General features: G+C 69.1%; 14 protein-coding genes. 8 read left to right on the top strand and 6 right to left on the bottom strand.

Annotation, left to right across the window (positions count from 1 at the left end; translation table 11 throughout):
• Positions 1 to 653: 653 nt before the first annotated feature.
• Both NAM01S_RS20550 and NAM01S_RS20545 read right to left on the bottom strand, forming a co-directional pair.
• Positions 654 to 1385 carry an HNH endonuclease family protein gene (locus NAM01S_RS20550; protein WP_067787644.1) on the bottom strand — a complete coding sequence of 244 codons (732 nt, stop codon included), beginning with the start codon at positions 1383 to 1385 and terminating at the stop codon, positions 654 to 656.
• A 44-nt stretch (positions 1386 to 1429) separates the two neighbouring features.
• Positions 1430 to 1792, bottom strand: coding sequence for a hypothetical protein (locus tag NAM01S_RS20545; protein WP_067787642.1), 363 nt, complete (start codon positions 1790 to 1792; stop codon positions 1430 to 1432).
• 282 nt (positions 1793 to 2074) lie between these two features.
• Here NAM01S_RS20545 and NAM01S_RS20540 point away from each other — a divergent pair, with 282 nt between their 5' ends.
• The 3 genes from NAM01S_RS20540 (at position 2075) to NAM01S_RS20530 (ending at position 6589) form a co-directional block, all read left to right on the top strand.
• On the top strand, positions 2075 to 4873 hold the full coding sequence (locus NAM01S_RS20540) for a DEAD/DEAH box helicase (RefSeq protein ID WP_067787640.1): 2799 nt from the start codon (positions 2075 to 2077) through the stop codon (positions 4871 to 4873).
• A complete protein-coding gene (locus tag NAM01S_RS20535; RefSeq protein ID WP_067787638.1) occupies positions 4870 to 5634 on the top strand; it encodes an SWIM zinc finger family protein in 765 nt (254 codons plus the stop codon). Before NAM01S_RS20540 ends, NAM01S_RS20535 begins: the two co-directional genes overlap by 4 nt.
• Before the next feature lie 574 nt (positions 5635 to 6208).
• Positions 6209 to 6589, top strand: a complete 381-nt coding sequence (locus NAM01S_RS20530; RefSeq protein WP_067787637.1) for an inorganic diphosphatase — start codon at positions 6209 to 6211, stop codon at positions 6587 to 6589.
• A gap of 82 nt (positions 6590 to 6671) precedes the next feature.
• Here NAM01S_RS20530 and NAM01S_RS20525 read toward each other — a convergent pair whose 3' ends face one another.
• Positions 6672 to 7148 carry an LIC_13387 family protein gene (locus NAM01S_RS20525; protein WP_067787635.1) on the bottom strand — a complete coding sequence of 159 codons (477 nt, stop codon included), beginning with the start codon at positions 7146 to 7148 and terminating at the stop codon, positions 6672 to 6674.
• Positions 7149 to 7210: 62 nt separating this feature from the next.
• Here NAM01S_RS20525 and NAM01S_RS20520 point away from each other — a divergent pair, with 62 nt between their 5' ends.
• Complete coding sequence (locus NAM01S_RS20520) at positions 7211 to 7738, top strand: TetR/AcrR family transcriptional regulator (protein ID WP_067787634.1); 528 nt, start codon at positions 7211 to 7213, stop codon at positions 7736 to 7738.
• 50 nt (positions 7739 to 7788) lie between these two features.
• Positions 7789 to 8529 (top strand): helical backbone metal receptor, encoded by a 741-nt coding sequence (locus tag NAM01S_RS20515; RefSeq protein ID WP_253799033.1) that lies wholly within the window; start codon positions 7789 to 7791, stop codon positions 8527 to 8529.
• Positions 8530 to 8644: 115 nt separating this feature from the next.
• On the opposite strand, the gene NAM01S_RS20510 is transcribed toward NAM01S_RS20515, so the two are convergent.
• The 3 genes from NAM01S_RS20510 to icmF all read right to left on the bottom strand — a co-directional run bounded on the left by NAM01S_RS20510 (position 8645) and on the right by icmF (position 14727).
• Positions 8645 to 10135: a flavin-containing monooxygenase gene (locus tag NAM01S_RS20510; RefSeq protein ID WP_067787631.1), complete on the bottom strand. Its 1491-nt coding sequence runs from the start codon at positions 10133 to 10135 to the stop codon at positions 8645 to 8647.
• Positions 10136 to 10268: 133 nt separating this feature from the next.
• A complete protein-coding gene (locus NAM01S_RS20505; protein WP_067787629.1) occupies positions 10269 to 11348 on the bottom strand; it encodes an amidohydrolase family protein in 1080 nt (359 codons plus the stop codon).
• A gap of 160 nt (positions 11349 to 11508) precedes the next feature.
• Positions 11509 to 14727, bottom strand: a complete 3219-nt coding sequence (gene icmF / locus NAM01S_RS20500) for a fused isobutyryl-CoA mutase/GTPase IcmF (protein ID WP_067787627.1) — start codon at positions 14725 to 14727, stop codon at positions 11509 to 11511.
• 208 nt (positions 14728 to 14935) lie between these two features.
• Between icmF and NAM01S_RS20495 the strand changes: the two genes are divergently transcribed.
• The 3 genes from NAM01S_RS20495 to NAM01S_RS20485 all read left to right on the top strand — a co-directional run bounded on the left by NAM01S_RS20495 (position 14936) and on the right by NAM01S_RS20485 (position 18950).
• Entirely contained in the window at positions 14936 to 15892 is a 957-nt protein-coding gene (locus NAM01S_RS20495) for a DUF2157 domain-containing protein (protein WP_067787625.1), read from the top strand.
• Positions 15893 to 16305: 413 nt separating this feature from the next.
• Positions 16306 to 17805 carry a CoA-acylating methylmalonate-semialdehyde dehydrogenase gene (locus NAM01S_RS20490; protein WP_067787622.1) on the top strand — a complete coding sequence of 500 codons (1500 nt, stop codon included), beginning with the start codon at positions 16306 to 16308 and terminating at the stop codon, positions 17803 to 17805.
• A 5-nt stretch (positions 17806 to 17810) separates the two neighbouring features.
• Positions 17811 to 18950, top strand: coding sequence for an isobutyryl-CoA dehydrogenase (locus NAM01S_RS20485; protein ID WP_067787620.1), 1140 nt, complete (start codon positions 17811 to 17813; stop codon positions 18948 to 18950).
• Positions 18951 to 18982 lie beyond the last annotated feature (32 nt).

Here is an 18982-nt window from a genome sequence, read left to right as displayed (position 1 = left end):
CAGGTGCGGGCAGGTTCACCTTCACAGGCACGTGTGTCCGGTGTCGGCTGTAGCGCCGAGGTTCGTTGCCGCGCAAGCTCACGGGCACGTGCGTCCGATGTCGGCTGTAGCGCCGAGGTTCGGTGCCGCGCAAGCTCACGGGCACGTGCGTCCGATGTCGACCGTGGCCGGGGATCGGGTCGTGCGGGCTCGCGGGCAAGTGCGGGCGGTGTCGACCGAATGCCGCGTCCAGAATGGTCCGCGCGGCAACCGACCGAAGGCCACCTCCATCCCGCCAGACCGACTGGACGTCACCTTCATTCATCCGACCTGCGTGCACCGGTGGACCGACCGGGGGTGACCTTCGGTGCGGTGGGGCGATCAATGGTGACCTTTGGTCGGCGTTGGTTGTCCAACCTTCGTGGGCGGGGCACTAGTGCCGGGAGCGGGGGCGCGCGGGTTCGTGGGCGTGTGTCCGGTGTCGGCTGTAGCGGCGGGGTTCGGTGCCGCGCATGCTCACGGGCACAAGCAAGCGGTGTCGACTGTGGCCGGGGTTCGGGGTCGTGCGGGTTCGCCGGGCATTGACGGCGGTGTCGACTGTGGCTGGGGCTCGGGGTCGTGCGGGTTCGCCGGGCACTGACGGCGGTATCGACTGTGGCTGACGCCGGGCGGGCTCACGGACACGTGCGGGCGACGTCGTGCAGCGTGGCGTTGTCGGCCGAGGTCAGCGGCAAGTCGTAGCGCACCGCGACGGTGAGGTAGCGGCCCGCGTAGAAGCAGTGGTTCGCGCGCGACGGCGGCAGCCATTCCGCGGGCGTGCTGTCGCCTTTGGCCTGGTTGACGCCCGCCGCGGTGACCAGCAGATTCGTCTCGACATCGTTGGCGAACCGCACGCGGTGCTGCGGCGGCCAGGCGAACGCGCCCATGTCCCAGGCGGCCGCGAGCGGATAGACGTGGTCGATCTGCACGGCGCGGGCGTCGGCCTTGCGGAACGTGCTCCTTTCCCCGGTGTACGGGTCGTCGAGGCCGCCCGACACCACGACGCAGTCGCGCGTGCCCGCACGGAAACGCACGCCGGTGAGCTGGGCGGCGAGCACATTGTTGCGGGTGTCGCAGCCGTCGTGCCCGCCCGGACCGTCGTAGTCGTCGGTCCAGGACGGCCCGAAGACGCAGCCCTGTCCGTTCCCGCAGCCGCGCTCGTAACCGCCGGGCCGCGGCCGCTCGGCGACCACCCGCACCTCGGCGAGCAACAGTTCGAGTTGGGCTCGGCTCGGACTACCCGGTGCGGGCGCGACCGGTCCGGCGGACCACCCGCCGCAGCCGACGAGCAGCAGCACCGCGAGAAGCGGCACGAGCGAACGACCACGGATGCGCACGGTGCCAGTTGTACTCGGGGGCACCGACATTCGAGGGCTTCGCCGGGGCGGCGCCGATCAGCGGCGAGGCTTGCTCACAACCAGGCGCGCGCGAGCAGATCGTCGTCGGCGACCTCGGCGGCCCGCGGCGGGTATCGGGTGGCCGCGATGGACTCGTGGTGCGCTCCGTCGTGCCCGATCAACCACGAGCCGCCGCGCTCCTCGCACTCGGCGATCTTGGCGAAGGTGGTGAGGAGGAACGTGATCGCCTGATGCGGGTCCGGGGTGTGCGCGAGGTGCTGTGATTCCCCGGGCCGTGACAGGTCCAGCCACACACCGCACTCGCCGTCGAGACGCATCCCAACGATCTTGGCGGCGTTGACGAAGGTGTACTTGCGCCGTTCCCAATGCGTAGTAGGCGTGAAGCTCTGCTCGAGTACCTGGAGCAGAATCGTCATGCTGCTGCCCTCCGCTCGTTGACGCCCAGCTGTGGTTCTCAGTCGTGACCAGCGAATATCCCAGTATGTGCCGAAAACGGCCCCAGCGGTAGCAGCGCATCCCGGCGTGGTTCTTGGACGCGTCTACGGTCACCCGGTACCACTCGACCCAGGCTGTCTCCGTTGGTCGCGGCATGCTCTCGGTACCGTCCATAGTGCCCCTGAACCGCGAACTTCGCATGGACGACCTGCGGCTACCGAACCCCGCGGCGAAGTGTCGGACCCACCTGATTTGATGGGCGGATGCTGCACGGACTGTGGTCGCCAGGGGCCGGTCTGCTGCTGTGGACCGACGACGGGGTGCCGGACGCGCTGCCCGACCCGCTGGGCGCCCTGCTGCGCGCGTCGCGGTTCCGGCACCGGGCCGAGGTTCTCGTGCCCGCGTCCGGTGCGGCCGAGCCCGCCACGGTCCGCGCGCACGCGCTGGCGCCAGAGGCCGCCGCCGCGGCGTTGCGCCAGCCGCTGCCCGCTTCGGCCGTCGCGGGCGATCTGCGCTTTCTCGCCCATGTCGCGCACGGCGTCGAACGCTGGGTGCGGGCCGGTCGGGTCGTCCCGGAACTGCGCAGGGACGACGGCCAATGGTGGGTGCGCTGGCGACTGGTCGGCGGCGCGGCCCAGCGCGCCTGGCTCGCCGAGCTCGCGGTGGCCGCACCGGCCGCACTGCACGCGGCCGGACGCCCCGCCGCGGTACTGGAAGACCTGGTCGGCGAACTGACCGACCCGATCGCCAGGCGGCTGATGGGCGGCCCGCCGCCGTCGCACCCGCTGCTCGCCGCGCTGGTCGGCGACAGCCCGCTCGACAGCGGCAGCCATCAGCTCGCCGAGGTGCTGGAACGCTGGCGGGCCAGTCTCACCGTTGACGAGCCGGAACTGGTGCTTCGCCTGCTCGAGCCGGACGGCGAACTGGGCGTCGCCGACGAGTCGGTTGCGCTGTGGCGGCTCGAGGTCTGCCTGCGCACCGAGGGCGAGGCGCCGTCGCCGATTCCGCTGCACGGCGACCCGAGCCTGATCCGCACCGCGATCGACAAGCTGGGCGAGGCGCAGCGCGCCTATCCGCGCCTTCGCGACCTGCCGACCGATCCGCGCACGATGGACCTGTTGCTGCCCACCGAGGTGGTCGCCGATCTCGTCGCGCACGGCGCGCACGCGTTGCAGGCGGCGGGCGTCCGGTTGCTGCTGCCGCGCGCGTGGAGTATCTCCGCCCCGTCCATGCGGTTGCGCGTGGAGAGCGGGGTCCCCGCGGCGGAGAGCACCGTCGGCATGCGCGGATTGGTCCGTTACCGTTGGGAATTGGCGCTCGGCGACACCGTGCTGACCACGGCCGAGATGGAGCGACTCGTCCGCGCCAAATCCGATCTCGTCCAGTTGCGTGGCGAATGGGTGCAGGCCGATCACAAGGTGCTCGCCGCCGCGGCCCGCTACGTCGCCGCGCACCACGACGATTCGCCGATCACCTTCGCCGACATGATCGGTGAACTCGCGAGCGGCCGCGTCGAGCAGGTGCCGATCACCGAGGTCACCGCCACCGGATGGGCGGCCGACCTGTTCGACCGGCAGCACGACGCGGAGCCGGTGCCCGCCCCGAGCGGTCTCAAGGCGGAGCTGCGTCCCTACCAGCTGCGTGGCCTGTCCTGGCTGGTCACGATGAGCCGAATGGGTTGCGGCGCAATCCTTGCCGACGACATGGGCCTCGGCAAGACGATCCAGGTGCTCGCGCTGCTCGTGCACGAACGGGAACAGTCCGACAACCCCGGCCCGACGCTGCTGGTGTGCCCGATGTCGGTGGTCGGCAACTGGCAGCGCGAGGCCGAGCGGTTCGCGCCCGACCTGCGCGTGCTCGTCCATCACGGCGCCGGGAGACGAGGCGGCGAAGACTTGGACGCGGCGATCGCCGAAGCGGACCTCGTGCTCACCACCTACTCGCTGCTCGCCAGGGATGTCGAGGCGCTCGGCAGGCAGGACTGGGAACGCGTCGTGCTCGACGAGGCACAGCACATCAAGAACGCCGCGACCCGCCAGGCCCGTGCGGCCCGCTCGCTGAAGGCGCGACATCGCTTGGCCCTCACCGGAACTCCCGTCGAGAACCGGCTCGAGGAGCTGCGTTCGCTGCTGGATTTCGCGATGCCGAAACTGCTCGGCAGCCCGCAGACCTTCCGCGCGCGGTTCGCGGTGCCGATCGAGCGGGAGAACGACCAGAACGCGATCTCGCGCCTGCGCTTCGTCACCCAGCCGTTCGTGCTGCGCCGGGTGAAGACCGATCCGTCCGTCATCAGCGACCTGCCGGAGAAGCTGGAGATGACGGTGCGCGCCAATCTGACCGTCGAACAGGCCGCGCTGTACCAGGCGGTGGTCGACGACATGATGGAAAAGATCAGGAGTGCGAAAGGCATGGCGCGCAAGGGCGCCGTGCTTGGCGCGCTGACCCGCCTCAAACAGGTGTGCAACCACCCCGCGCACTTCCTCGGCGACGGCTCCGGCGTACTGGCCCGTGGCAAGCACCGTTCCGGCAAGCTGGCCCTAGTGGAGGATGTGGTGGACGCGGTGCTCGCCGATGGCGAGAAGGCGTTGCTGTTCACCCAGTTCCGCGAGTTCGGCGAGCTCGTCGCGCCGTTCCTCGCCGAGCGCTTCGGCGCCCCGATCCCGTTCCTGCACGGCGGCGTGCCCAAACGCCGCCGCGACGCCATGGTGACCGGGTTCCAGGCCGAGGAGGGCCCGCCGCTGATGTTGTTGTCGCTCAAGGCCGGTGGCACCGGGCTGAACCTGACGGCCGCCAATCACGTGGTGCACCTGGACCGTTGGTGGAATCCCGCGGTGGAGAACCAGGCGACCGACCGCGCCTTCCGCATCGGTCAGCGGCGCGCGGTGCAGGTACGCAAGCTCGTCTGCGTCGACACCATCGAGGAGCGGATCGACGAGATGATCAACGGCAAGCGCAGGCTGGCCGACTTGGCCGTCGGCGCGGGGGAGAACTGGATCACCGAGCTGAGCACCGACGAACTGCGCGACCTGTTCACCCTCGGCGCCGAGGCGGTGGGCGAATGAGTTTCGAGGACTACAGCAAGTACGGCAAGCGGCTGCCGGTCGAGGGCGGCGTGACCGCGCGCAGCAGGCGCGGCGGATTCGGACGCACCTGGTGGGGCCGGGCGCTGATCGACGCGGTCGAGGCGATGGCCCAGCCAGGCAGGCTGGCGCGCGGGCGCAGCTACGCGCGCTCCGGCCAGGTGGTGAGCTATCGGATCGAACCGGGCGCGGTTGTCGCGGAGGTGCAGGGCAGTCAGCCGCGCCCGTTCACCGCGGCGTTCCGGGTCCGCGCGCTGCGCGAGGACGAACTCGACCTGCTGGTCGAGACGATCCGCAGCTCACCGGGCATGCTGGCCGAGATCGCCTCCGGCGCGCTGCCCACCGCGCTCGGCCCGCTGCTGCTCCCGACCACGGCGGCCGAGCTGGACTTCGACTGCACCTGTCCGGACCCCGGCTGGCCGTGCAAACACGTCGCGGCCGTCTGCTACCTGCTCGCCGAGCGCCTCGACGAGCGTCCCCGCGAGATCCTCACCCTGCGCGGACTTGACCTCGACACCCTGATCCGCGTCATCGAACGCGATCCGCGCCCGGTCGCGACGGAGGATCTGTACGGCGACGAGGCCCGGCTACCTGACCTGCCGAAGGTCGAATTCCGTTCCGCGATGGACGATCTCGACCCCGTACTGCTACGCAAGGCCCTGCGCATGAGCGCGGAGGACGAGACGACCGCCGCCACCGGGCTGCGCGAACTCGGCGCGCTGTACGCGCTGCTGCGGGGCTGAGACGGCCCGGGGGCTGGGACGGCCCGGGGGCTGGGACGGCCCGGGGGCTGGGACGGCCCGGGGGCTGGGACGGCCCGGGGGCTGGGACGGCCGCGGCGCTGGGGCTGTTGCGGGCGTTAGGACGGCTGCGGGGCTGGGACGGCTGCGGGGCCGGGAACGCCGCGAGCACTTGGGGCGGCTGTGGGGCCGAGGCGGATGCGAGCGCTGGGACTGCTGCGGGGGTCGGGGCCGCTGGGGGCGCTGGTACCGCTGCGGGTTCGGAGGCGGCCGCGGGCGCTGGGACGGCGGCGGCGTTCGCGCCGACAACGGCCAGCACCCGGCATCGAGGTCGCGCCCCGCGTCTCCGGACTTCGTCGGGCGGATCCCGTCCGGGCGCTGGGGGCCGATTTCTCGGTACCGGGTGCCACTTCCAAGTCTGCCCTCGCGGGGCAGGCGAAGTAATGCCGGAGCGCTGTCCATCCACTGCCCGTGTACCGACCCTGCGCTGCCATGAACTCCGCGCGCCCCGCATGGCTCTGTCTCTGAGGCGCGCAGGCAGCCGCATAACGACCCGGCCGCCCGATAATCTGCGAACATGACCGGCGCAGACCCGATCGAGGAATCCGGATCGTTGCGATTGGCACGCCAGTTCCTTGGCCGGACGGTCCACCTCACCATCGACCGGCCCTACGGAAGTCGCCACCCGACCTGCGGATTCCTCTACCTGGCCAACTACGGCTACGTCCCCGACACACTGGCACCCGACGGCGAGGAACTCGACGCCTACTACCTCGGCTCCACCGAACCGATGACCTCAGCACACGGAACCTGCATCGCGATCATCCACCGGCTCCACGACGATGACGACAAACTCATCGTCGTTCCCATCGGCGCTACAACGCTCGATGACGCCACCATCGCCGCAGCCGTCGAGTTCCAGGAGACCACTGGGCACTACATCGTCATCAGGCCCTGAACCGTGCGGTTGCCCTGGACGAAACCATAGGACACTCCCTCGCGCGGGCTGTGCCGATTCGCGTGGCTGTGCCGACCCCGCTCTACGTCGGCGACATACGCGGCCCGCCTACCAGCACGGCGGCGTAGCAGAGCGCGGACAGTCCGGCGAAAGCGATTACGGTCTCGGGGAAGTACAGGCAGGAGATCCAGAAGGTGCCGCCTGCCGTGACCGCGCACAGCCAGTTGAACGGCGACCAGCGCGCGATCAACCAAGGCGCCGCCCGCACCGCGACGACCGCGAGCAGCGGAAAGAGCAGCCCGAACATTCCCAGGGCCACGCTATAGCCGGTGTTGAGCCCGAACACAGTCACTTCCCTGCCGCCTTCGAACAGCGCGGTCGTGGTGTTTCTGGACAGTTCGTTGATCACTTCCTCGCCCGCGACGTCGGCCCCGTTGAAGACGTGCAGCGCGAGCAGGTGGCCGAAGCCGATCAGGCCGAGGAACGTGCCGCCCGCGTAGTGGGTCAGCAAAGGCCAGCGGGCGGCGGTGGCGCTGGGCTGGGTGGTCATCGCGGTCATCGCGACCTCCGAAAGCGAGTTCTCTCAGAACAGAACAAAATTTATGTTATAGGCTGGGCGATGTGGCGGGCAAGACCTCATGGCTGGCATCCGGGCTGACGATCCTCGGCGCGGCGGGACCGACGGCGCTGACCATCGACAAGCTGGTCGCGTCGACCGGGCTCAGCACCGGGTCCTTCTATCACCACTTCCAGGGCATGTCCGGTTACAAGAAGGCGCTGCTCGCGCACTTCGAGGAGGTGCAGACGCTGCGCTACATCCGCGAGGTGCAGGCGGCTGAAGACCTGGACCCGCGCGCCAAGCTCGATCTGTTGATCGACCTGGTGCTCGCCGACGGCGCACCCGCTCGACTGGAGGTCGCGGTCCGTGCCTGGGCGCTGGACGATCCCATCGCGGCCGCGGCCAAGCAGCGCGTCGATGCGGCACGGCTGGCGTTCTTGCGCGAACTCCTCGGCGAGATCGGCTACCCCGAACCCGCCGCCGAGCAGACCGCGCAGATCCTCTACCTGCTGGTGCTCGGCGCGGGCAACACGCTGCCCGAGGTGCCGCCCGAGCGGCTGCGCGTCCTGTGCGACCGGATCTTGTCATGAATGTCGTTCCGCCCCAGAGGATCTCGCTGACAGATGATCTGGGTGGCGAGGTGACGATCGTCCGCCCGGTCCGGCGCGTCGTGTCTCTGGTGCCGTCGATCACCGAGTCGATCGCGGTCACCTGCCCCGAGCTGCTGATCGCGGCGACACAGTGGTGCACCCACCCGGCCGACCTCTCCGTCGAACGGGTACGCGGCACCAAGAACCCGAATGTCCGCCGGATCATCGCGCTGGCACCGGATCTGGTGCTGTGCAACCAGGAGGAGAATCGCCGCAGGGACGTCGAGCGGCTGCGTGAGGCGGGTATCCCGGTGTGGGTCACGAGAATCGAAAACTTGGACGACGCGTTCCCTTCGCTCGCCCGGCTTTTCGCCGAAGCGCTCGGCGTCCCCGTGCCGAACTGGTTGACCGAAGCCGAGAAGATCTGGGCCGCACCGCCTCCGGAGCCCGATCGGGCGGCGGTGATCCCGGTCTGGCGCAAGCCCTGGATGGTCGTCGGCCGCGACACATTCACCGGTGACCTGGCACGCCGCCTCGGCCTGCGACTCGTCCATGCCGACCGCCCCGAGCGCTACCCGCGCGTCACGGAAGAGGAACTCACCCGCGGCGTCGAACTCGCGATCCTGCCCGACGAGCCGTACGTCTTCACCGAAACCGATGGGCCCGAAGCCTTTCCAGGAATTCCGGTCGCGCTGGTCGAGGGCCGCAGCCTCACCTGGTACGGACCCTCGCTGGTCACCGCCCGCGAAACTCTGACCCAGCAGATTGCCGCCGCGACCGCCCGCGCCTAGTGTGTCCTTCGCTCCGGCCATGGGCGGGCTCGAGGCGGGCTGCGTGCGGCAGCGCCCATTCTGCGTACATTCGCTTTCGCTCCGGCCATACGCGGCTGGAGACGTCCTGTGTCTTCTAGGACGCCGAGGCGAACCGGTAGTCCGTCAGATCGAAGTGCCCGCTGCGCCAGGCCGCCTCCACCGTGGTGGACGGCCGCAGCGGCACATCACCGTGCTTGTCGAAGTAGTAGCTGTTGGCAACCGAACACGACTCCTGCCAGAACACCTGCCCGCCGCGCCGGGACAGCATCTCCCGGAAGAAGCGGTCGTTGGCTTCCTCGGTGACCTCGACCAGGGTCGAGCCGGTCGCGCGGGCATGCCGCAGACAGCGCAGGATGTGCCGGACCTGGGTCTCGATCAGCGCGAAATATGACGAACCGTTGTAGCCGTACGGCCCGATCACCGAGAAGAAGTTCGGGAAGCCGGGGACGCTGACGCCCTCGTAGGCCTGGAGTCGGTGCTCGTCCCACCACTTCTCCAGGTCACGGCCGCCGACGCCGCGCAGATCGTAGGTCGGCATGTTGCCCGACTCCATCACCTTGAATCCGGTCGCCAGGATCAGCACGTCCGCCCGATGCTCGGTCGCGTCGGTCCGCACGCCGGTCGCGGTGATCTCCCGGATCGGGTCGGTCTCCAGCAGCACGTTGTCGCGGTTGAAGGCGGCCAGGTAGTCGTTGGAGAAGCTCGGCCGTTTGCAGCCGAGTGCGTAACGGGGCGTCAGCTTTTCGCGGATCGCCGGGTCGTGGACCTGGCGGCGCAGGTGCGCGAGCCCGGCACGCTCGGCCATCGCCGCGGTGGGCAGCGAGCGGTAGTAGTGCGCGGCGATGGGGAAGGTCAGCTCGACGTAGGTCTGGCTGATCATCCTGGTCAGCGACCGCCCGCCGGGCAGTCGCAGCGCCATCCGCAGCGGCGCGGGCAGCGGCAGGTCCGCCCGCGGCAGGCACCAGATCGGCGTGCGCTGGAAGACGACGAGGTGCGACACCTCGGGCGCGATCTCCGGGATGACCTGCACCGCGGAAGCTCCGGTGCCGATGATCGCGACCCGCTTACCGCGCAGGCTCTGCCCGTGGTCCCAGCGCGAGGTGTGCATGGTGACGCCGCGGAAATCGCCGACGCCCGGGATCTCCGGCATCTTCGGCCGGGTCAGCACACCGGTCGCGCTGATCACGTAGCGGGCGCGCAACTCCTCTCCGGAATCGGTACGCAGCCGCCAAAGATGCCGCTCTTCATCGAATTCCGCGTCGGTGATGGTGGTGCCGAAGCGGATGCGCGAGCGCAATCCGTACTTGTCGACGCACGATTCGGCGTAGGCCTTGAGCTCGCGACCCGGCGCGTATACCCGGGTCCAGTCCGCCCGCTGATCGAACGAGAACTGATAACTGAACGACGGAATGTCCACGGCCACACCGGGGTAGGTGTTCCAATGCCAAGTGCCGCCGACCCCGTCCGCGTCGTCGACGATGAGGAAGTCCTCGAATCCGGCCTCGCGCAACTTGATCGCAGCGCCGATGCCTGAGAACCCGGCTCCGACGATGATCACTTCGTGGTCGATGGTCGTCTCGTTCATCGCACCGCTCGTTCCATGAGTCCGGCCGCCGTCGTACGAACCCATGTGATGTCGGGCGACATCATTGTCCGCACCTGCCACCTCATTAGGCGCGCGCCCGCCATCTTTGTCAACGGGCCCGCGGCCCGCGAACTTATTCGGGAGCCTCGACGCGGTAGACGCGTTCCGCGGTGCCGCGGAAGATCTGGGCCAGGTCGGCGGGGCCGCCGCCGTGGCCGGTCACGATCTCGGCGATGGCGCGGGCGCTGTGATCGATGCTGGTGATGGGCTTGTCCACCGGGAAGTTCGAGCCCCACAGCAGGCGGTCGGGCCCGAAGACGTCCATCGCGTGCGTGACAAGCGGACCGATCCGCTCGACAAGCGTCGGCACCGGCGTCGCGCTGCCGCGCGGCGGCACCGGGTGGCCGAGGATCGGCATCATCAACCCGCTGACCTTCGCGACCACGTTGGTCCTCGCGGCCAGCGCGCTCAGATCGTCGCGCCAGGCCAGCAGCAGCTTCCTGCGTTCCCCCGGGTTGGCCCCGGTGCGCTTGCCGACCTTGCCGAACAGTCCCGCCGGCGTGCCGAGGTGGTTGAGCACGATGGTGACCTCGGGATAGCGCTCGGCCAGCGCGGTCACTTCGGGCAGCTGGTGCGAGTACACCCACGCCTCGAAGGACAGTCCGCGCGCGGCGAGCTCGGCGAACCCGTCCAGGAAACGGCTCGTGGTGAGCGCGCCCTCGGTGCCCGCGAAGGAGCGGATGGCGGTGTCGGGGTGGTGCGCGACCATCGTGCGGATGCCGCGGAACAGCGGCGACGCGGTCTGGTGCGCGTCGAGCAGGGCCGCGAAGCCGTCAGCGGCCGGGTCGGCCGATCCGATGACGGCGCCGAGGCGCGGGGTGTCGACGCCGAAGGGCAGGCTGGCGACCCAGCGAGTCTCGTCGGCCTTGGCGGTCGGACCCGTCCCGGTCCATTCCACCTCGATGTGCACGATCGACTCCACCGGGACGCCCGCGGTGTCGGTCCGGTAGTCGGCGGGCAGGTAGGGATGCACGTATGGCGTTGGGTCGCCGACGAATTCGCGGTCACGTCGCGGAGCCAACCGGCTGGCCAGATCGATCGGCACCGGCAGGTACTTGAACAGCCGGGCGAGATTGCTGAAATCGCGCGGCGTGGTCAACGGATCCCACTGGTGGATGTGGGCGTCGATCACGCGTAGACCGGCGAGGTCCATCGTGTCCCTCCTGTCGTGGCGGATTTCCCGGCCCGGCGATTGTCACACGACCGGTGGCGGGCCTGGGGGAAATGCGTACCTCCGCCTTCGCTCCGGCCATGCGCGGTCTGTGGACGGACTGCGTCCGCAGCGCCGCCTGCGCGTACTCCGCCGCCACCCCTCACACATTCCGGCGGTACTGCCCGCCGACGGTGAAGAAGGCGTCGGTGATCTGCTCCAGCGTGCAGACCCGCGCGGCGTCCATCAGCACCTCGAAGATGTTCTCGTCGGTGCGGGCCACCGCGTCCAGGCGGGCCAGCGCCGCGTGCGCCGCGTCGCGGTGGCGCTGCTGGAACTCGCGCACCCGGTCGAGCTGGGACTTCTTCTCCGCTTCGGTGGCGCGGGCCAGTTCCATCACCCGGTGCTGCTCGCCGTTGGGGTTGCGGAACGTGTTGACCCCGATGATCGGCAGCGAGCCGTCGTGCTTGCGCCGCTCGTAAAGCATGGATTCGTCCTGGATCTTGCCGCGCTGGTAGCCGGTCTCCATGGCGCCGAGCACGCCGCCGCGCTCGCTGATCCGCTCGAACTCGCTGAGCACCGCCTCCTCGACCAGATCGGTGAGCTCGTCGACGATGAAGCTGCCCTGCATCGGGTTCTCGTTCATCGCAAGCCCCCACTCGCGGTTGATGATCAGCTGGATGGCCAGCGCGCGGCGCACCGATTCCTCGGTCGGCGTGGTCACCGCCTCGTCGTAGGCGTTGGTGTGCAGGCTGTTGCAGTTGTCGTAGACGGCGATCAGCGCCTGCAATGTGGTGCGAATGTCGTTGAAGTTCATCTCCTGTGCGTGCAGCGAACGGCCCGAGGTCTGAATGTGGTACTTCAGCTTCTGCGAGCGCTCGTTGGCGCCGTAGCGGTCGCGCATGGCGATCGCCCAGATGCGCCGCGCGACCCGGCCGATCACCGAATACTCGGGGTCCATGCCGTTGGAGAAGAAGAACGACAGGTTGGGCGCGAAGTCGTCGATGTCCATGCCACGCGCCAGATAGGCCTCCACGTAAGTGAATCCGTTGGCGAGGGTGAAGGCCAGCTGACTGATCGGGTTCGCGCCGGCCTCGGCGATGTGATAGCCCGAGATGGACACCGAGTAGAAGTTGCGAACCTTGTTGCGCACGAACCATTCCTGGATGTCGGCCATCATCCGCAGGCTGAACTCGGTGGAGAAGATGCAGGTGTTCTGGCCCTGATCCTCCTTGAGGATGTCGGCCTGCACGGTCCCGCGCACGGTGGACAGCGTCCGCGCCCGGATGTCGGCGGCCTCGTCCGGCGTCGGCGCACGGCCCGCGCTCGCCGAAAAGCGTTCCAGCGCTTGATCGATGGCCGTGTTGAGGAAGTAGGCGAGGATGGTCGGAGCCGGGCCGTTGATCGTCATGGAGACCGAGGTGGTCGGCGCGGTCAGGTCGAAGCCGTCGTAGAGCGCCTTCATGTCGTCGAGCGAGGCGATGGAGACGCCCGACGTGCCGACCTTGCCGTAGATGTCGGGTCGCTCGTCGGGATCGCGGCCGTAGAGCGTCACCGAGTCGAAGGCCGTCGAAAGGCGCTTGGCCTCAGCATGTTCGGAGAGCACCTTGAACCGCCGATTGGTACGGAACGGATCGCCTTCGCCAGCGAACATCCGCGCCGGATCCTCATTGTCCCGCTTGAACGCGAACACGCCCGCCGTGAACGGGAAGCGCCCAGGCAGGTTCTCGGCGCGCAGAAAGCGCAGCAGCTCACCGTGATCGGTGAAGCGGGGCAGCGCGACGCGCGCGATGCTGCTGCCCGACAACGACTCCCGCCGCAGCGGCGTGTGCAGCTCGCGGTCGCGCACCCGCACCACCTGCTCCTCGCCGCGGTAACTCTCGGCGACCGAAGGCCATTCGGCCAGCAGCGCGGCGTTGTGGTCGCTCAGTTCACGGCGGGCGGTGTCGAGTAGATCGGCGACCGCGGTGTCCTCGGGTAGTTCGGCGAGTACTTGCTCGAGCCGCTGGACGCGCTGCGCCGCCGCGACCTGCCGGGCGGTCTCGGCGTGGTATCCGCGTACCGCCTCGGCGATCTCGGCCAGATACCGCACCCTGGCAGGCGGGATGAGCTGGGCGAAGCGGGTGGAGACCTTGGTGTCCACCCGAGGCAGCGTGCCGGGCTCGAGCCGCAGGCCGTGTTCGCTCAGCAGGCCGGTCAGATGCTGGTAGAGCGCGGTCACACCGTCGTCGTTGAAGGTCGCCGCGCTGGTTCCGAAGACGGGCATGTCCTCCGGGCGCGCGCCGAACGCCTCACGGTTGCGCAGCAATTGGCGCGACACGTCGCGCACCGCGTCGGCCGCGCCTCGGCGCTCGAACTTGTTGATCGCCACCACATCGGCGTAATCGAGCATGTCGATCTTCTCGAGCTGGGAGGCGGCGCCGAACTCGGGCGTCATGACGTACATCGACACGTCGACGTGGTCGACGATGGCGGTGTCGCCCTGCCCGATGCCCGGCGTCTCCAGGACGACCAGGTCGTACCCGGCGGCCTTGCACGCCGCGATGATGGTGTCGATATTGCGCGGCAGTTCGTGATTGCCGCGGGTGGCCAGCGAACGGAAGAACAGGTGCGCGCCGTCGAGCGCGTTCATCCGGATCCGGTCGCCGAGCAGCGCGCCGCCGCCGCGGCGTCGGGTCGGGTCGACGGCGAGGATCGCGACGCGCGGCTTGTCCTGCTGGTCCGAACGCAGCCGACGCACCAATTCGTCGGTGAGCGAAGACTTCCCGGACCCACCTGTGCCGGTGATGCCGAGCACCGGCACGGCGCGCGCGTCGGCCGCGGCGAGCAGCGCTTCGCGGGCGGCGGCGGGCAGCGTGTCCTGCTGAAGGCAGGTGATGGCGCGGGCCAGCGCGGGCCGCTCGCCCGCGAGCACCGCCTCGGTCGCGGGAAACTCCTCGGCGAGATCGAAATCGCAGGTCCGCACCAATTCGTTGATCATGCCGGGCAAGCCGAGCCGCTGACCGTCCTCGGGGGAGAAGATCCGCACGCCCGCGGCGGCCAGCCGCTCGATCTCCTCGGCCACGATCACCCCGCCGCCACCTCCGAAGACCCGGACGTGGCCTGCCCCAGCCTCTTTCAGCGCGGCCGCGAGGTATTCGAAGTACTCGATGTGGCCGCCCTGATAGGAGCTGACCGCGACGCCCTGCACGTCCTCCTCGATCGCGGCGGCGACCACCTCGTGCACGGCGCGGTTGTGGCCGAGATGGATCACCTCCGCACCCTGGGATTGCAGGATGCGGCGCATGATGTTGATCGCGGCGTCGTGCCCGTCGAACAGGGCGGCCGACGTCACGAAACGCACGGGATGGGTGGGCGTGTGGAGCGCGCTGCTGTCGGCCACGGGAGTCCTCCGGCGAGTCCTGACGTCCGATACTAGGACGTCAAAGTAATTCTACGGTGACCGCGATCACACCGCCAGGATTCGCGGCCGTGCCACAAAGGTTTCGTACGCCGCACACAGGCGGTGCCTGTGTGCGGCGTGTGGAGAGTGTGTGCGAGCTTGTTCGCGGCCGTAGCAGCGGGCGGATGGGCTCGGACATACTGAGCCGATGGCGTACGAGCAACGGGTGGGGGCCGCCTTGCGGCGGCTGGTCGACGGCGGTGTGTTGAATACGGACCAGCGCGACGCCGTCTTGGCGGCGGTGGCCGCCGAGGAGGACGCGGCTCGACCGTCGGGTGGCAAGCTGCTCGCGGAGGTGGCGGCGTATGCCGGGGCGGGCCTGCTGCTCGGCGGTGTTGTGCTGTTCGTCGGCGCAGCCTGGGATGATCTGGCGCGGGTCGGCCGGGTCGCGGCTCTGGCTGTCGTGGCGATCGGGCTCGCGCTCGGCGGTGTGGCGCTGGCCGGCCGTGCGGCGCTGTTCCGAGCGCCGACACCGACCGCGCGTGTCCGGCTCGCCGCCGTGCTGTTCGCGTCGTCGGCGGCCGCGGTCACCGGGGCGGTCGGCTCGGGCATCGATGATTCGGGCTCCGACGAGGCGTGGGTGCTCGCGTTGAGCGCGGGACTCGTCGTCTCGGTGGTCGGTTATCTGGCGCTGCCCTCGGTCGTCGGCATGCTCGCGTGCGCGGCGTTCAGTGCTCCCGTCGTCGTCGGCGTGCTCGGCGAACTTTTGGACGTCGACGACTTCTGGGTCGGGTTGGGCCTTTTCGCGCTCGGGCTGGCGTGGCTGCTGCTGACCGCGATGGGGGCATTCGTCGAGGCATGGGCCGGCTACCTGCTCGGGATCGTCATAGCCTTGCTCGGCGCGCACTTGATCGACTTCGGGCGCGAACTCTGGTCCGCCGTGCTGACCGCGCTCGTCGCGTTCCTGTGCTTCGCGTTGTATCCGACGCGACGATCCGCGGTGCTGATGATCGGCGGCGCGGGCGCGGTCGCGCTCGCGATAGCCGACGCGGTGACGGAGCTGTCGGGCGGGCTCGGCGCGGCCGGGTTCGTGCTGATCGTGGGCGCGGTGCTGCTGGCGGCAGGTGCCATCGCTCTGACGCGTTCGCCGAGAAAGTCCGGGTGAGTTCGACGGTCGAGGCGATCCGGCCTCGGCGCAGCCTCGGCGCGGACCCCACCCGCTGACGCGGGCCGACACTGCTGCTGGGTCGATTCAGCGTGTGGCGGGCGGGCTCACGTTCGGTCGACTCCGCGAAGGGATCGCGGCCGTGGCACAGAGGTTTCGTACGCGGCACACAGGCGGTGCCTATGTGTGGCGTGTGGAAAGTGTGTGGGACCTTGTTCGCGGCCGGGACCCTACCGACTCACCCGCTCGGCGTTCGTCAGGCGGTTCGGGGTGTGCCAGGGCGGTCGGGGCCTTGCCCGCCGCCGGTGGGATGGATCACATTCACGACCCAGCGGGTCATTACTTGGACATCCAACTATAGGATGACCGCTGATCGCGCCTCCGCGCGTCGACGACGACAGACAAGGACTGGCATGGTTCGCGAACTCACTCATTTCATCGGCGGGCAGCACGTCCCGGGTACCTCCGGCAACTTCGGCGACGTCTTCGACCCGAACATCGGTCAGGTGCAGGCGCGGGTGCCGCTGGCGAGCAAGTCCGAGGTCGAGGCGGTCATCGCGAACGCGGCGGCGGCCCAGCCGGAGTGGGCGGCGTTCAATCCGCAGAAGCGGGCAAGGGTGCTGATGAAGTTCCTGACCCTGGTGCAGGACGAGATGGACAGCCTCGCGGCGCTGCTGTCGTCCGAGCACGGCAAGACCATCGCCGACGCCAAGGGCGACATCCAGCGCGGACTGGAGGTCATCGAGTTCGCCACCGGCATCCCGCACCTGCTCAAGGGCGAGTACACCGAGAGCGCGGGCACCGGCATCGACGTCTACTCCATGCGCCAGCCACTCGGCGTCGTCGCGGGCATCACCCCGTTCAACTTCCCGGCCATGATCCCGCTGTGGAAGGCGGGCCCGGCCCTCGCGTGCGGTAACGCGTTCGTGCTCAAGCCGTCCGAGCGCGATCCCTCGGTGCCGCTGCGGTTGGCCGAGCTGTTCTTGGAGGCGGGTCTGCCCGCGGGCGTGTTCAACGTGGTCAACGGCGACAAGGAAGCCGTCGACACCCTGCTGCACGATCCGCGGATCAAGGCCGTCGGCTTCGTCGGCTCCACCCCGATCGCGCAGTACATCTACGAGACAGCGACCGCGAACGGCAAGCGCGCCCAGTGCTTCGGCGGCGCCAAGAACCACGCGATCGTGATGCCGGACGCCGATCTCGACGACGTCGCCGACCAGCTGATCGGCGCGGGCTACGGTTCGGCGGGCGAGCGCTGCATGGCCATCTCGGTGGCCGTGCCGGTCGGCGAGGAGACCGCGAACCGCTTGGTCGCCAAGCTGACCGAGCGCGTGCACAAGCTCAACATCGGCCGCTCGGACGACCCGGGCGCCGACTTCGGCCCGCTGGTCGGCAAGGACGGCGTGGACCGGGTGAACAACTACGTCCAGATCGGCATCGATGAGGGGGCCGAGCTGGTCGTGGACGGTCGCGGCCTGACCGTCGAGGGCGGCGAGGACGGCTACTTCGTCGGCGCGACCCTGTTCGACAAGGTCACCGCCGACATGCGGATCTACAAGGAGGAGATCTTCGGCCCGGTGGTCAGCGTCGTGCGCGCCAAGGACTACGAGGAGGGCTTGCGCCTGGCCAATGAGCACGAGTACGGCAACGGCGTTGCCATCTTCACCCGCGACGGCGACACCGCCCGCGACTTCGCGTCCCGGGTGGAGGTCGGCATGGTCGGCATCAACGTGCCGATCCCGGTGCCGATCGCGTACTACACCTTCGGCGGCTGGAAGCGCTCCGGCTTCGGTGATCTGAACCAGCACGGCCCGGACTCGATCCGCTTCTACACCAAGACCAAGACGGTGACCCAGCGCTGGCCCTCCGGTCTCAAGGAGTCCAACGCGTTCGTCATCCCGACGATGGACTGAGCCGGATGTTCACCTTGAACGAGGACGAGCGCGCGATCGGCGAGACCGCGCGCCAGTTCGCCGACGAATTCCTCGCGCCCAACGCGCTGGAATGGGACGAGCAGAAACACTTTCCGGTGGACGTGCTGCGCAAGGCGGGCCCGCTCGGTCTCGGCGGCATCTACGTCCGCGAGGACGTGGGCGGCTCGGGGCTGCGCAGGCTCGACGCCGTGCGCATCTTCGAGCAGCTGGCCACCGGGTGCCCCGCGGTGGCGGCCTACATCTCCATCCACAACATGGCCGCCTGGATGATCGATGCCTACGGCACGGAGGAGCAGCGTCAACGCTGGCTGCCGGGGCTCACTTCGATGGAGTTGCTCGGCAGCTACGCGCTGACCGAACCCGGCGTCGGTTCCGACGCGGCGGCGTTGAGCACCAAGGCCGTTCGCGACGGTGACGACTACATCCTCAACGGCGCGAAGCAGTTCATCTCCGGCGCGGGCGCCAACGACGTCTACGTGCTGATGGTCCGCACGGGTGACGAAGGGGCGCGCGGCATTTCGGCGCTGATCGTGCCCGCAGACACCCCTGGCCTGTCGGTCGGGCCGAACGAGCGGAAGATGGGCTGGAACGCTCAGCCGACCCGCCAGGTCGTGCTGGAAGACGCCCGCGTCCCGGTCGCCAACCGGCTCGGCGCGGAGGGCGATGGCTTCCGCATCGCGATGAACGGGCTCAACGGCGGGCGGCTGAACATCGCGGCGTGCTCGGTCGGCGGTGCGCAGGCGGCGCTGGACAAGGCGGTGCCGTATCTCGCCGACCGCCATGCCTTCGGCAAGCCGCTCAACAAGAACCAGGCGCTGCAATTCGAACTGGCCGATATGCGTACCGAATTGGAGGCCGCGCGAACGCTGCTGTGGCGCGCGGCCGCCGCCCTCGACGCGAACGCACCCGACAAGGTCGAACTGTGCGCGATGGCAAAGCGATTCGCCACCGATGTCGGCTTCGAGGTGGCCAACAAGGCCCTCCAATTGCACGGCGGCTACGGCTATCTGCACGAATACGGCCTGGAGAAGATCGTCAGGGATCTGCGCGTCCACCAGATTCTCGAGGGCACCAACGAAATCATGCGGGTGGTCGTCGCCCGCTCGGTCATAGGAGCAGCATGAGCGAACGAAGTGAGCGAATCATGTGCCGGCGT

This window comes from Nocardia amikacinitolerans NBRC 108937 (assembly GCF_001612615.1).
GTDB classification, from domain to species: domain Bacteria; phylum Actinomycetota; class Actinomycetes; order Mycobacteriales; family Mycobacteriaceae; genus Nocardia; species Nocardia amikacinitolerans.
Note: the sequence above shows the minus strand (reverse complement) of the source record. Positions and strands in the feature narration are given on the sequence as shown.

What these genes read in the sequence shown, in the direction of transcription:
- NAM01S_RS20550 (WP_067787644.1), bottom strand. Translation starts at nt 1,385, where the DNA reads ATGTCGGTGCCCCCGAGTACAACTGGCACCGTGCGCATCCGTGGTCGT.
- NAM01S_RS20545 (WP_067787642.1), bottom strand. Translation starts at nt 1,792, where the DNA reads ATGACGATTCTGCTCCAGGTACTCGAGCAGAGCTTCACGCCTACTACG.
- NAM01S_RS20540 (WP_067787640.1), top strand. Translation starts at nt 2,075, where the DNA reads ATGCTGCACGGACTGTGGTCGCCAGGGGCCGGTCTGCTGCTGTGGACC.
- NAM01S_RS20535 (WP_067787638.1), top strand. Translation starts at nt 4,870, where the DNA reads ATGAGTTTCGAGGACTACAGCAAGTACGGCAAGCGGCTGCCGGTCGAG.
- NAM01S_RS20530 (WP_067787637.1), top strand. Translation starts at nt 6,209, where the DNA reads ATGACCGGCGCAGACCCGATCGAGGAATCCGGATCGTTGCGATTGGCA.
- NAM01S_RS20525 (WP_067787635.1), bottom strand. Translation starts at nt 7,148, where the DNA reads ATGACCGCGATGACCACCCAGCCCAGCGCCACCGCCGCCCGCTGGCCT.
- NAM01S_RS20510 (WP_067787631.1), bottom strand. Translation starts at nt 10,135, where the DNA reads ATGAACGAGACGACCATCGACCACGAAGTGATCATCGTCGGAGCCGGG.
- NAM01S_RS20505 (WP_067787629.1), bottom strand. Translation starts at nt 11,348, where the DNA reads ATGGACCTCGCCGGTCTACGCGTGATCGACGCCCACATCCACCAGTGG.
- NAM01S_RS20495 (WP_067787625.1), top strand. Translation starts at nt 14,936, where the DNA reads ATGGCGTACGAGCAACGGGTGGGGGCCGCCTTGCGGCGGCTGGTCGAC.
- NAM01S_RS20490 (WP_067787622.1), top strand. Translation starts at nt 16,306, where the DNA reads ATGGTTCGCGAACTCACTCATTTCATCGGCGGGCAGCACGTCCCGGGT.
- NAM01S_RS20485 (WP_067787620.1), top strand. Translation starts at nt 17,811, where the DNA reads ATGTTCACCTTGAACGAGGACGAGCGCGCGATCGGCGAGACCGCGCGC.